The sequence below is a fragment of the Streptomyces sp. NPDC028298 genome (assembly GCF_055565895.1).
Genome location: NZ_JBVHTL010000009.1, coordinates 415,973 through 428,364, shown reverse-complemented (window position 1 = coordinate 428,364; position 12,392 = coordinate 415,973). Strand labels below are relative to the sequence as shown.

Genomic DNA, 12,392 nt, shown 5'->3' with positions numbered 1-12,392 from the left:
GCAGCGGCGGCGGTTTCCGTCGCGACGACCGTGGTGACTTCCGTCGTGACGACCGGCGTGACGACCGTCGGGGCGACGACCGGGGCGGTTTCCGCCGCGACCCGGACCGTCCGGCCCCCTTCCGTCGTGACGAGCGGCCCTCCGGCCCCCGTCGCGACGACGACCGCGGGCCCCGCGGCGACTTCCGCCGTGACGACCGCGGCCCGCGCCGCGACGACGACCGTGGTGGCTTCCGCCGTGACGACAGCCGGGGCGGTGGCGACTTCCGTCGTGACGACCGGCGTGACGACCGTCGGGGCGACGACCGGGGCGGTTTCCGCCGCGACCCGGACCGTCCCTCGTCCTTCCGCCGTGACGACCGCCCCTCCGGCCCGCGCCGTGACGACGACCGCGGTGGGTTCCGCCGCGACGACAGCCGTGGTGGCAGCGGTGGCAGCGGTGGCGGCTTCCGTCGCGACGAGCGCAGGGACAGCGACCGTCCGCCGTTCCGCCGTGACGACCGTGGCGACTTCCGCCGTGACGAGCGGCCCTCCGGCCCGCGCCGTGACGACGACCGTGGTGGGTTCCGCCGCGACGACAGCCGTGGTGGCAGCGGAGGCGGCTTCCGTGGCCGTGACGACCGGGGGCGCGACGACCACCGTGGTGGACCGCGCCGCGACGACCGGGGCGGGCGTCCCGGTGGCTTCCGCGGCCGCGACGACCGCGGTGGCGACGACCGCCGCGGAGGCGGCCGCTACCGCGACGAGCGGGAGCGTGACCGCGAGCCGATCAAGCGTCTGCCGATCCCGGACGACGTCACGGGTGAGGAGATCGACCAGGACGTGCGGCAGGAGCTCCTCAGCCTGCCCAAGGGCCTGGCCGAGGACGTCTCCCGCAACCTGGTGATGGTCGCCCGGCTCATCGACGAGGACCCCGAGGCCGCCTACGCGTACTCGAGGATCGCCCTGCGGCTGGCCTCCCGTGTCGCCGCCGTGCGCGAGGCCGCCGGCTTCGCCGCGTACGCGAACCAGAAGTTCAGCGAGGCGCTCGCCGAGTTCCGTGCCGCACGCCGGATGACCGGTGGCGTGGAGCTGTGGCCCGTGATGGCCGACTGCGAGCGTGGCATGGGCCGGCCCGAGAAGGCGCTGGAGATGGCGGGCGCGCCCGAGGTGCAGAAGCTGGACAAGGCGAGCCAGGTCGAGATGCGGCTCGTGGCGGCCGGTGCCCGGCGTGACATGGATCAGCTCGACGCGGCCATCGTCACCCTCCAGAGCCCCGAGCTCGCCTCGAACTCCGTCCAGCCCTGGACCGCCCGACTGCGGTACGCCTACGCCGACGCGCTCCTCGCCGCCGGACGTGAGGGCGAGGCACGTGAGTGGTTCGCCAAGACCGTCGAGTCCGACAAGGACGGCAGCACGGACGCGTCGGACCGCCTGGCTGAGATGGACGGCGTCGAGTTCGTCGACGCCCTCGTCGAGGACGACGAGGCCCCGACGGCGGTCACGGCCGAGCCCCGCGTCACCGACGAGCACCGGGACGAGGACGCGGACGACGTCGAGGACGACGAGGACGACGAGGACGACGAGATCGAGTCCGTGACCGCGGACGCGGTCACGGACGAAGCCGACGCCCTCGACGAGGACGCGGACGACGAGGACGAAGACGAGGACGACGCTCCTCACCGTCCGCAGAGCTGACGCCGGACACCACGGCGCAAACACGTGGGCGGCGGGACACCGGAAGGTGCCCTGCCGCCCACGTGGCGTTTCCGCGGGTGTTTCCCGGGATCGCGGTGTCTCAGGGAGTGAGTGCCCGCAGGACGAGACCGGACGCCGGCTTCGGCCCGAAGGAGGTCGACTTGCGCGGCATCGTGACCCCTTGGCGGGCGAGTTCGCGTACGACTTCCTCGTGGACCGGGTGCATCAGGACGGCCGTGCCCCCGTCGTGCTCCGCCTTCTCGACCGTGGCGGTCGTGTCGTGGATGTAGGCGATGTGCGCGGGAGAGTCCTCCGGGATGCCCCAGACATGGTCCAGGAGCGTGGCGTGCAGGACCGTCGCGTCCAGCGAACGCCAGGCCTCGGGGTGCTCGGCCGGGATCGTACGGGCGAGGAGGTCCGGCGACGGGCGGTCGACGAGGTGGAAGGCGCCGTCGCCGGCGAGGAGGAAGGCGTTCCCCTCGGCGGCCGCCGCTCCGAGGGCCTCCAGCGCCTCGGGGAGGGGTACGTCGAGGCGCCGTACGCGGAAGGAGTCCCCGAGCGCGGCCAGCGCGTCGGCGACCGGCAGGCGGTGCAGCAGGCGGTGGATGGCCCGGACGCGCAGCGGGTAGCGGGCGGTGTCCACCAGGAGCACCAGGCCGTAGTCCCAGGGGCTCGGCGAAGGATGCTCCGCGCGTAGACGAAGGTACGTGGCCCAGCGGTGGTGTCCGTCGGCGATCAGGGCCTGGTGCCGGCCGAGGTCCGTGCGGATCTCCGTGAGCTCCGCCGGGTCGGTGACCGCCCACAGGCGATGGCTGATGCCGTCCTCCGTGGTGGTGGACAGCAGCGGCGGCAGGTCGGCGGTGCGCTCGATGACGGCGGCGGTGCCGTATCCGGAGCCGTTGCCGCGATAGGTCAGCAGCAGGGGTTCGAGGTTGGCGGACGTGGCACGCATCAGGGCCGCGCGGTCCGCGATGACGTGCGGCATCACGTCCTCGTGGGGGAGCACGACACCGTCGGCCGGGTCGGACAGCCGCAGATTGCCGATCACGCCCCGTTGCAGCAGGTCGCCGTCGCGCTGCTCGTACACGTACAGGCCCGGCTCCGGATCGGCGGCCAGGATGCCCTCCGACAGCCAGCGGTCCAGCGTGTCGGCCGCCTGGCGGTTGCGGGCGGCCGGGGTGCCGTCCTGCGGGAGGATGAGCCGGACGATGTTGTACGGGTCGGCCGATTCGAGTTCGAGCAGTCCGTCGGGCCGGACGATCACGTCGTACGGCGGGGACGTCACGGCGGCCAGGCTGCCGACCCGGTCGGGGTCGTAGCGCAGGCCTCGGAACGGGGTGAGTTCGAGGCCGCTCCCTGCCGGTGTTTCCTCCTCGGGACCTGCATAGTTCATTGGGGCATCGTAAGTGTGTCCGGCGCATGCGGGATGATCGGGGCAACGGGATCGAACGAGGAGCGATGCGCAATGAGCCAGACCGTCAGGACGCGGCCCGAGGGCAGTCGGCAGGCCCTGAGCGAGGCGTACGACACCGCGCTGCTGGACCTGGACGGTGTGGTGTACGCGGGCGGTGACGCCATCGCCCACGCCGTGGACTCGCTGGCGACGGCGCGCGCGGGCGGGATGCACCTCGCGTACGTCACCAACAACGCGCTGCGCACCCCGGACGCGGTCGCCGGGCATCTGACGGAGCTGGGCGTCCCGACGGTGGCGTCGGACGTCATCACCTCGGCACAGGCCGTGGCCCGGCTCATCAGCGAGCAGGTGCCGGCGGGGTCGCGGGTGCTGGTCATCGGCGGCGAGGGGCTGCGGGTCGCGCTGCGCGAGCGGGGGCTGGAGCCGGTGGACTCGGCGGAGGACGAGCCCGTCGCGGTCGTGCAGGGGTACGGCGGTCCCGATCTGACCTGGTCCCGCTTCGCGGAGGCGTGCTACGCCATCGCGCGCGGGGTGCCCTGGTTCGCCTCCAACACGGATCTGACGATTCCGGGCGCGCGGGGAATCGCGCCGGGGAACGGCGCCGCGGTGGAGGTGGTCCGCATCGCCACGGGTGCCGAGCCGCAGGTGGCGGGCAAGCCGTTGCCCCCGATGCACCGCGAGACGATTCTGCGGACCGGGGCCGATCGGCCGCTGGTGGTCGGGGACCGGCTGGACACGGACATCGAGGGCGCCTTCAACGGCGAGGTGGACTCGCTGCTCGTCCTCACCGGTGTGACGGACGGGGCGCAGCTCCTGGCCGCGCCGCCGCAGCACCGTCCGACGTATGTCGACGCCGATCTGCGCGGCATGCTCACCGGGCAGCCCGAGGTCGTCGAGGCGGGTGAAGGGTTCCGCTGCGGCGGCTGGACGGCCACGGCCGGCGGCGACGCGCTGGAGCTGACGGGCGAGGGCGAGGCCCTGGACGGGCTGCGGGCGCTGTGCGCGGCGGCCTGGACGGCGGCGGGCGAGGGCGTGTGCGAGCTGGACGGCGGAAAGGCGCTGGCCCGGCTGGGCCTGTAGGCACTGCGGGACCGGCTCGGCCCCCGACCGGCCAGGATTCGGACAGACCGGCCAGGACAGACCGGCCAGGACAGACCGGCCAGCACCGGCCGGTCCTGGCCGGCCCGGGGCGCGGGCGTCGTGGGCGGTGCCTGCTCATGCCGGGCCGGTCCGGCATGCGATCTGACCCGGCATGCGGCCTGACCCGGGCTTCGGTACGGGATCAGGTGTGCGGGCACCTCCAGGCGCGACGCGAGGGTAGGCTAACCTAACCTCGTGTTGGTCGACAGTCCTCCTGAACAGCGCGCGGAAACCGCCCCCGCGCCCCCAAGCCGCCGGGCGATACGCACTCTTGGACTCCTCGTGTCCGTGGGGATCCTGCTGCTGGTCGCGTTGGCGAGCATCGCGATCGGCGCGAAAGCGCTGCCGTTGGACCAGGTGTGGCACGGCCTGTTCCACGACTCGGGGACGTACGCGGACGTCGTCGTCGGTGACCGGATCTCGCGAACGGTGCTCGGGCTGCTGGTCGGCGCCGCGCTCGGCCTCTCCGGTGCCGTCCTCCAGGCGCTGACCCGCAATCCGCTGGCCGACCCCGGTCTGCTGGGGATCAACGCGGGCGCGTCCGCCGCCGTCGTCACGGCGATCACGTACTTCGGCGTCACCTCGCTGAGCGGCTACGTCTGGTTCGCCTTCTTCGGCGCCGCGGCCGTCGGAGCGCTCGTCTGGTTCCTGGGCGGCAGCCGGGGCGCGACCCCGGTGCGGCTCGCGCTCGCCGGAACCGCGATCAGCGCCGCGCTGTACGGCTATCTCCAGGCCGTGATGATCATGGACGACGCGGCGCTCGGCAAGATGCGCTTCTGGACCGTCGGCTCGCTCGCCTCGGCGACCGACTCGACGATCGAGCAGGTGGCCCCCTTCCTCGGCGTCGGCGCGCTCGTCGCACTGGCCCTCGCCCGGCCGCTGAACGCGATGGCCATGGGCGACGACACCGCCCGAGCGCTGGGCGCCAACCTGAACCGCACCCGCGCGCTGTCCATGGCCGCCGCGACCGTGCTCTGCGGCGCCGCGACCGCCGCCTGCGGACCGATCGTGTTCGTCGGGCTCATGGTCCCGCACGCCGTCCGCTCCTTCACCGGGCCCGACCTGCGCTGGATCCTGCCGTACGCCACCGTCCTGTCGCCCGTGCTGCTGCTCGGCGCCGATGTCCTGGGGCGCATGGTCGCCCGGCCGGCGGAGCTTCAGGTCGGCATCGTCACCGCGGTGCTGGGCGGCCCGGTCTTCATCTTTCTCGTACGGCGACGGAGGACGGCGCAGCTGTGACGACCCCACGTGTCCCCAGCACCCGGACCGCCCGCGAGGGGAGCGCCCCGGCACTCCCCGCGCGCCGTGTCCGGGCCGTCCGCACCGTCGGCGGCCTGTCCGTCCGGCTCGACGTCCGCACGGCCGTCGTGGTCGTCCTGCTGCTGCTGGCCGCGGCCGCGGCGAGTGTGGTGCTCATCGGCACCGGCGACTTCCCGATCCCGGCCGGCGACGTCCTCAAGACCCTGGCCGGCGACGGCAGCCCCAGCCAGGAGTTCATCGTCAACGACCTGCGGCTGCCGCGCGTCCTCGTCGGACTGCTGGTGGGCGCCTCGCTCGGGCTGGCGGGAGCGCTCTTCCAGTCGATCTCCCGCAACCCGCTGGGCAGCCCCGACGTGCTCGGGCTCGGACAGGGGGCCACGGCCGGCGCCCTCGTCATGATCGTGCTGTTCTCGGGCAGCGCGACCGAGGTCGCCCTCGGAGCGCTCGTCGGGGGGCTGCTGACCGGGCTCGCCATCTACCTGCTCGCCTGGAAGCGGGGCGTGCACGGCTACCGCCTCGTCCTGGTCGGCATCGGTGTCTCCGCGATCGTCACGGCGGTCAACGGCTACCTCCTCACCAAGGCCGACCTCGTCGACGCGGCCCGCGCCGTCGTCTGGATGACCGGTTCCCTCAACGGGCGGGACTGGGCCCAGGTCTGGCCGCTGCTCATCATGTGCGCCGTCCTCGTCCCGCTCGTCCTCGGCAACGCGCGCGGGCTGCGGATGATGGAGATGGGCGACGACGTGTCGTACGCCCTCGGAGTGAGCGTCGAGCGGACGCGGCTGCTGCTGATGGTGGCCGCCGTGCTGCTCACCGCGGGTGCCACCGCCGCCGCGGGCCCGGTCGGTTTCGTGGCGCTCACCGCGCCGCAGCTCGCCCGGCGGCTCACCCGCTCGCCCGGACCGAACCTGATGGCCTCGATGTGCATGGGCGCGACCCTGCTCATCGTCGCGGACTGGGCCTCGCAGCGCGCCTTCGGCGCCGACCAACTGCCCGTCGGCGTCGTGACCGGCGTCCTCGGCGGCGTCTACCTGCTGTGGCTGCTGGTCACCGAACGCAAGGCGGGCCGGATATGAGCGGCCCGGTGCAGGCCACCCCCGTGACCGCGGACGAGAACACCCCAAGGAGCACTGTGAACCGCCTGTCCGCCGACGACGTCACCCTCGCCTACGACCAGCGCGTCATCGCGGAGAAGCTGTCGGTGGAGATCCCCGACAACTCCTTCACCGTGATCGTCGGCCCGAACGCCTGCGGGAAGTCCACCCTGCTGCGGGCCCTGTCGCGCATGCTGAAGCCCTCGGCCGGACGGGTGCTGCTCGACGGGCAGGCGATCCAGTCGATGCCCGCCAAGAAGGTGGCGCGCACCCTCGGGCTGCTGCCGCAGTCGTCGATCGCGCCGGACGGGATAACGGTCGGCGACCTCGTCGGCCGGGGCCGCTACCCCCACCAGGGCCTGCTGCGCCAGTGGTCCGCGGAGGACGAGCAGGTCGTCCAGGAGTCGATGGCCTCGACCGGGGTCGCCGAACTCGCCGATCGCTATGTCGACGAATTGTCCGGCGGCCAGCGCCAGCGCGTCTGGATCGCGATGGCGCTCGCGCAGCAGACCCCGCTGCTCCTCCTGGACGAGCCGACGACCTACCTCGACATCCAGCACCAGATCGACGTCCTCGACCTGTGCGCCGAGCTCCACGAGACGCAGGGCCGCACCCTGGTCGCCGTCCTGCACGACCTCAACCACGCGGCCCGCTACGCCACCCACCTGATCGCGCTGCGCGACGGCGAGGTCATCGCCCAGGGCGCCCCGAACGACATCGTCACGGCCGACCTGGTCGAGGAGGTCTTCGGGCTGCGCTGCCAGGTCATCGACGACCCCGAGACCGGGACGCCCCTCGTGGTGCCCGCGGCCCGCAAGGCCAGGGTCCGCGCCGCGGTGGCCGCTACAGAAGCGTCCTGAGCCGCAGCAGGTCGCGCAGGCCCGCCTCCAGCTTCACCCGGCCCGAGCCCCAGGCCTTGGCGAAGTTCAGCTCGCCGTTCACCATCGACACCAGGTCGTCGCCCTTCATCGTCAGGCGGATCTGGGCCCGCTCGGGGGGCGGGCCCTGGAGGGTGTCGAGCACCTCGATCCGGCCGCCCCTGAGCCGGCCGACGAAGGTGATGTCCAGGTCGGTGATACGGCAGCTCAGCGAGCGGTCAAGGGCCGCCGCGGCGCGTACGTCGCCGTCGGCGCCCGCCATGTTGTCCGAAAGTTTGTCGAGTGCGGCGCGGCACTCCTCAGTCGTCGCCATCGTGATCGACGGTACCGCAGCCCTTCGCGGTAGCGTCGGGGCATGAACGACTCAGTGCCCGAGGGCGAGCTCCCCGAGCCCGGGACCGCGGGGGAGCCCGGCCCGGCCGCGGAGGCCGAACCGGAACCCGCGTACGACCCCGCCGCGCCGGCCCCGCTGGACGTCCCGCGCGTCCCGACGGGCCACGCCGACGTCGACGCCCGGCTGGACCGGCTGGCCGACGCCGACCACCTCGCGACGGACGGACACCTCGAGGTGTACGAGGATGTGCACCGGGGGCTGCGCGACGAGCTCACCGCGCTCGACGTCCGCCCGGGAGCCCCGGCTCCCGCCGGCCGCCCGCCCGCCGGCCCGTAAGTGAGATCCTTCGGGTCACCCGGAGAACGTTCCGGGCCCCCCTTTCCATCGCCGTACGACCGCAGGAGCTGAACCGAACGTGGCAGGAGTGGCACGCCGCCGCCTCGACGCCGAGCTGGTCCGCAGGAAGCTCGCCCGCTCGCGCGAGCACGCCGGGCAGCTCATCGCCGCGGGCCGGGTCAGCGTGGGCAAGACCCTCGCGACCAAGCCCGCCACGCAGGTCGAGACCGCCGCGGCGATCGTGGTCAGCACGGACGACAGCGACCCCGACTACGTCTCGCGCGGCGGACACAAGCTCGCCGGCGCCCTCGCCGTCTTCGGGCCGCAGGGCCTGAAGGTCGAGGGACGGCGGGCGCTGGACGCCGGCGCCTCCACCGGAGGCTTCACCGACGTACTGCTGCGCGCGGGCGCCGCCCATGTCGTCGCCGTGGACGTCGGTTACGGACAACTTGCGTGGTCTCTCCAGAGCGATGAACGCGTCACCGTCAAGGACCGTACGAACGTACGCGAGTTGACGTTGGAGGCGATCGATGGGGAGCCCGTGGACCTTGTTGTCGGGGATCTGTCCTTCATCCCGCTCGGACTGGTGCTGCCCGCCCTCGCGCGGTGCACGGCGCCGGATGCCGACCTGGTGATGATGGTCAAGCCGCAGTTCGAGGTGGGGAAGGACCGGCTGGGCAGCGGCGGTGTCGTGCGCAGTCCGGAGCTGCGCGCCGAGAGCGTGCGCGGCGTGGCGGGGCGAGCCCGGGAACTGGGGCTCGGAGTGAAGGGCGTGACAGCGAGCCCGTTGCCCGGACCGTCGGGCAACGTCGAGTACTTTCTGTGGCTGCGTGCCGGGGCACCCGAACTCGACCCGGCCGACGTTGACCGTGCAGTGGCGGAGGGGCCGCGTTGACACAGACCCGAGCTCGTACTGTTTTCCTGCTGGCCCACACCGGGCGGCCGGCAGCCATCCGTAGTGCCGAGCTGGTCGTCCAGGGCCTGCTGCGTTCCGGGATCGGCGTACGGGTCCTCGCCGCCGAGGCGGCCGATCTGCCGCTGCCGGACGAGGTCGAACTGGTCCAGGAGGCGACCCCGCAGTGCCTCGACGGCTGCGAGCTGCTCATCGTCCTCGGCGGTGACGGAACGCTGCTGCGCGGCGCGGAGTTCGCCCGCGCCTCCGGGGTGCCGATGCTCGGCGTGAACCTCGGGCGCGTCGGCTTCCTCGCCGAGGCCGAGCGCGACGACCTGGACAAGGTCGTCGACCGGGTCGTCACCCGGGCCTATGAGGTCGAGGAACGCATGACCGTCGATGTGGTCGTGCACCGCAACGGCGACATCGTGCACACCGACTGGGCGCTCAACGAGGCGGCCGTGCAGAAGGTGTCGGCCGAGAAGCTCCTCGAAGTGGTGCTGGAGATCGACGGGCGGCCCGTCACCGGGTTCGGCTGCGACGGGATCGTCTGCGCGACCCCGACCGGGTCGACGGCTTACGCCTTCTCCGCGGGCGGGCCCGTGGTCTGGCCCGAGGTCGAGGCGCTGCTGATGGTGCCGATCAGCGCGCACGCCCTGTTCGCCAAGCCGCTGGTGACCTCGCCGGACTCGGTGCTCGCCGTGGAGGTGCTGCCGCACGTCCCGCCGGGCGTGCTGTGGTGCGACGGGCGGCGGACCGTGGAGCTGCCGCCGGGCGCGCGGGTCGAGGTGCGCCGCGGGGCCGTGCCCGTACGGCTCGCACGGCTGCACCACGCCTCGTTCACCGACCGGCTCGTCGCCAAGTTCGCGCTGCCGGTCTCCGGGTGGCGCGGGGCACCGCACTAGGGACACGCGGCACCCGGGTTCCGCCCGGGTGCCGGCCGCCTCCGCACGGTCCGTCGGCGAACGAGACCACCCCCCGAAAGTAACGCTCGGTTCTCTTTGCGGGGGGCGGCGTCGCACGGCGCGAGGAAAACCTCGTATGGTCGGGGACGTGTTGGAGGAGATGCGGATACGGTCGCTCGGAGTCATCGACGACGCGGTCGTCGAGCTGTCACCCGGCTTCACCGCCGTGACCGGTGAGACCGGTGCGGGCAAGACGATGGTGGTCACCAGCCTCGGGCTGCTGCTGGGAGGCCGGGCGGACCCGGCCCTCGTGCGGATCGGCGCCAAGAGCGCGGTCGTGGAGGGGCGGATCAGTGTGCCCGCGGGCGGGACGGCCGTCGTACGGGCCGAGGAGGCGGGTGCCGAGCTCGACGAGGGCATGCTGCTGATCAGCCGTACCGTTTCGGCCGAGGGGCGTTCCCGCGCCCATCTCGGCGGGCGCTCGGTTCCGGTGGGCGTGCTCGCCGAGCTCGCCGACGAACTGGTCGCGGTGCACGGCCAGACCGACCAGCAGGGACTGCTCAAGCTGTCCCGGCAGCGGCAGGCCCTGGACCGGTACGCGGGTGACGCGGTCGCCGTACCGCTCGCCAAGTACGCGGGCGCCTACCGCCGGCTGCGGGCCGTATCGGCCGAGCTGGACGAGATCACGACCCGTGCGCGGGAACGGGCCCAGGAAGCCGACCTGCTGCGCTTCGGACTCGACGAGATCGCGGCCGTCGAGCCGCGCGCCGGCGAGGACGCGGAGCTGGCGGCGGAGGCCGAGCGGCTCGGTCACGCGGAGGCGCTGGCGTCCGCCGCGACCGCCGCGCACGCCGCGCTGGCGGGCAACCCCGAGGACCCGGAGGGCATCGACGCGGCCACGCTCGTCGCGGGCGCCCACCGGGCCCTGGAGGCCGTACGGTCGCACGACTCGGCCCTCGCCACGCTGTCCGGGCGCATCGGGGAGATCGCCATCCTGCTCGGCGACGTGGCGGGCGAACTCGCGGGCTACGCCGACGACCTGGACGCCGACCCGCTGCGGCTGGCGGCCGTCGAGGAGCGCCGGGCCGCGCTCACTCAGCTCACCCGCAAGTACGGCGAGGACATCGACGCTGTCATCGCCTGGGCCGAGCGGAGCGCCGAACGGCTCACCGAACTGGACGGCGACGACGACCGGATCGGTGAGCTGACCGCCGAACGGGACGCGCTGCGCGGCGAGCTGGGCGGACTCGCCCAGGCGCTGACGGACGCCCGCGCGGAGGCCGCCGAGCGGTTCGCCGCGGCCGTCACCGCCGAGCTGGCCTCGCTGGCGATGCCGCACGCGCGCGTGTCCTTCGAGATCCGGCAGACCGAGGACCCGGAGGGCGTGGAGGTCGGCGGACGTCCGGTGGCCTACGGCCCGGCCGGTGCCGACGAGGTGGAACTGCTGCTCGCCCCGCACCCCGGGGCGCCGCCGCGGCCCATCGCCAAGGGCGCGTCCGGCGGTGAGCTCTCGCGCGTGATGCTCGCGGTCGAGGTCGTGTTCGCGGGGACCGACCCCGTGCCGACGTATCTCTTCGACGAGGTCGACGCGGGCGTCGGCGGCAAGGCCGCGGTCGAGATCGGGCGCCGGCTGGCACGGCTGGCCAAGAGCGCGCAGGTCGTCGTCGTGACGCATCTGCCGCAGGTGGCCGCGTTCGCCGACCGGCAGCTTCTGGTGGAGAAGACCAACGACGGTTCGGTGACCCGGTCCGGGGTGAAGGTGCTGGAGGGGGAGGAGCGCATCCGCGAGCTGTCCCGGATGCTGGCCGGGCAGGAGGACTCCGAGACGGCGCGGGCCCATGCGGAGGAACTTCTGGCGGCGGCCCGCGCGGACGCGTAGCCGAGGTGCTTCCCCCGGCCGGGCGGGCTTGCCTCCCTCGCCGGGGGCCGTCCGTCGCCCTGGCCGGGGCGGGGCTGCTCCGGAGCCGTACCGTCGGCTTTTTTCGCCCCCTCCGCCCCTACCCGTCCCGTACCTGGGGCTCCGCCCCAGACCCCGCTCCTCAAACGCCGGAGGGGCTGAATCTGCGCCGCGCTGTCGGATGGGGCGGGGAGTGCGAGGGCCTGGGTGCGCCGTGCGGTGCGCGGGTGCACCTTCGCCGTCGGTGTCGCGTGCGAGGGCGTCTGCGGTGCCGAGGTGACGCGTGATGCGCCAGGCGCCCTGCAAAGACCGAGGTGAACCGCGGGGCCACAGGGGCCTATTCGCTCTTGTGGTCCGGTCCTCCCCGGAACGGAGCATTCGTCACTCGTGCGGGTGATCGTCGTCGCTGGGTTGCCTTGTCTGACGTGCCCTCGTCGTGATGGCGGTGCCGGAACGCCCGGACGGCCTGGCATCCTTGGCGTAGTACGCGGTGCACGACGTGCGGTACCCCCTTCCCCGCACGATCCTTCTGTACGTTTCCTCGTGACCGTCCGACGCCGAACCAG

At 73.2% G+C, this 12,392-nt stretch carries 11 protein-coding genes and 1 pseudogene; 9 read left to right on the top strand and 3 right to left on the bottom strand.

The window, feature by feature from the left end; all coding sequences use genetic code 11:
• Window positions 1-638 (bottom strand): annotated as a pseudogene (locus tag ACZ4TO_RS34715) (hypothetical protein); the annotation flags it as partial.
• Window positions 639-821: 183 nt separating this feature from the next.
• On the opposite strand from ACZ4TO_RS34715, the gene ACZ4TO_RS34710 reads away from it, so the two are divergent.
• The gene (locus ACZ4TO_RS34710) at window positions 822-1,676 is read left to right on the top strand and encodes a hypothetical protein (RefSeq protein WP_382789634.1); all 855 of its coding nucleotides are present in this window, start codon (window positions 822-824) and stop codon (window positions 1,674-1,676) included.
• A 100-nt stretch (window positions 1,677-1,776) separates the two neighbouring features.
• Here the strand turns inward: ACZ4TO_RS34710 and ACZ4TO_RS34705 are convergent, their stop codons facing one another.
• A complete protein-coding gene (locus ACZ4TO_RS34705; protein ID WP_382789577.1) occupies window positions 1,777-3,069 on the bottom strand; it encodes a DUF1015 domain-containing protein in 1,293 nt (430 codons plus the stop codon).
• Between the two features lie 72 nt (window positions 3,070-3,141).
• Here ACZ4TO_RS34705 and ACZ4TO_RS34700 point away from each other — a divergent pair, with 72 nt between their 5' ends.
• The 4 genes from ACZ4TO_RS34700 to ACZ4TO_RS34685 all read left to right on the top strand — a co-directional run bounded on the left by ACZ4TO_RS34700 (window position 3,142) and on the right by ACZ4TO_RS34685 (window position 7,444).
• Complete coding sequence (locus ACZ4TO_RS34700; RefSeq protein WP_468026280.1) at window positions 3,142-4,170, top strand: HAD hydrolase-like protein; 1,029 nt, start codon at window positions 3,142-3,144, stop codon at window positions 4,168-4,170.
• Window positions 4,171-4,425: 255 nt separating this feature from the next.
• The gene (locus ACZ4TO_RS34695; protein ID WP_382789572.1) at window positions 4,426-5,469 is read left to right on the top strand and encodes a FecCD family ABC transporter permease; all 1,044 of its coding nucleotides are present in this window, start codon (window positions 4,426-4,428) and stop codon (window positions 5,467-5,469) included.
• Between the two features lie 95 nt (window positions 5,470-5,564).
• Window positions 5,565-6,566, top strand: coding sequence for a FecCD family ABC transporter permease (locus ACZ4TO_RS34690; RefSeq protein WP_468026291.1), 1,002 nt, complete (start codon window positions 5,565-5,567; stop codon window positions 6,564-6,566).
• On the top strand, window positions 6,563-7,444 hold the full coding sequence (locus tag ACZ4TO_RS34685) for an ABC transporter ATP-binding protein (protein ID WP_468026279.1): 882 nt from the start codon (window positions 6,563-6,565) through the stop codon (window positions 7,442-7,444). Before ACZ4TO_RS34690 ends, ACZ4TO_RS34685 begins: the two co-directional genes overlap by 4 nt.
• Here the strand turns inward: ACZ4TO_RS34685 and ACZ4TO_RS34680 are convergent.
• Window positions 7,428-7,775, bottom strand: coding sequence for an SCP2 sterol-binding domain-containing protein (locus ACZ4TO_RS34680; RefSeq protein ID WP_382789567.1), 348 nt, complete (start codon window positions 7,773-7,775; stop codon window positions 7,428-7,430). The two genes, ACZ4TO_RS34685 and ACZ4TO_RS34680, sit on opposite strands and share 17 nt — an antisense overlap.
• 42 nt (window positions 7,776-7,817) lie before the next feature.
• On the opposite strand from ACZ4TO_RS34680, the gene ACZ4TO_RS34675 reads away from it, so the two are divergent.
• From ACZ4TO_RS34675 to recN, 4 genes are all read left to right on the top strand, one after another.
• The gene (locus ACZ4TO_RS34675) at window positions 7,818-8,132 is read left to right on the top strand and encodes a hypothetical protein (protein ID WP_382789564.1); all 315 of its coding nucleotides are present in this window, start codon (window positions 7,818-7,820) and stop codon (window positions 8,130-8,132) included.
• Window positions 8,133-8,211: 79 nt separating this feature from the next.
• The gene (locus tag ACZ4TO_RS34670; protein ID WP_468026278.1) at window positions 8,212-9,027 is read left to right on the top strand and encodes a TlyA family RNA methyltransferase; all 816 of its coding nucleotides are present in this window, start codon (window positions 8,212-8,214) and stop codon (window positions 9,025-9,027) included.
• The gene (locus tag ACZ4TO_RS34665) at window positions 9,024-9,929 is read left to right on the top strand and encodes an NAD kinase (RefSeq protein ID WP_328556344.1); all 906 of its coding nucleotides are present in this window, start codon (window positions 9,024-9,026) and stop codon (window positions 9,927-9,929) included. The genes ACZ4TO_RS34670 and ACZ4TO_RS34665 overlap by 4 nt, the downstream gene beginning before the upstream one ends.
• A gap of 136 nt (window positions 9,930-10,065) precedes the next feature.
• On the top strand, window positions 10,066-11,808 hold the full coding sequence (recN, locus tag ACZ4TO_RS34660; RefSeq protein ID WP_382789559.1) for a DNA repair protein RecN: 1,743 nt from the start codon (window positions 10,066-10,068) through the stop codon (window positions 11,806-11,808).
• Window positions 11,809-12,392 lie beyond the last annotated feature (584 nt).

Excerpts from the sequence above, each read along its gene's own strand:
- recN (WP_382789559.1), top strand. The coding sequence starts at position 10,066 with ATGGTCGGGGACGTGTTGGAGGAGATGCGGATACGGTCGCTCGGAGTC.
- ACZ4TO_RS34685 (WP_468026279.1), top strand. The coding sequence starts at position 6,563 with ATGAGCGGCCCGGTGCAGGCCACCCCCGTGACCGCGGACGAGAACACC.
- ACZ4TO_RS34700 (WP_468026280.1), top strand. The coding sequence starts at position 3,142 with ATGAGCCAGACCGTCAGGACGCGGCCCGAGGGCAGTCGGCAGGCCCTG.
- ACZ4TO_RS34675 (WP_382789564.1), top strand. The coding sequence starts at position 7,818 with ATGAACGACTCAGTGCCCGAGGGCGAGCTCCCCGAGCCCGGGACCGCG.
- ACZ4TO_RS34680 (WP_382789567.1), bottom strand. The coding sequence starts at position 7,775 with ATGGCGACGACTGAGGAGTGCCGCGCCGCACTCGACAAACTTTCGGAC.
- ACZ4TO_RS34705 (WP_382789577.1), bottom strand. The coding sequence starts at position 3,069 with ATGAACTATGCAGGTCCCGAGGAGGAAACACCGGCAGGGAGCGGCCTC.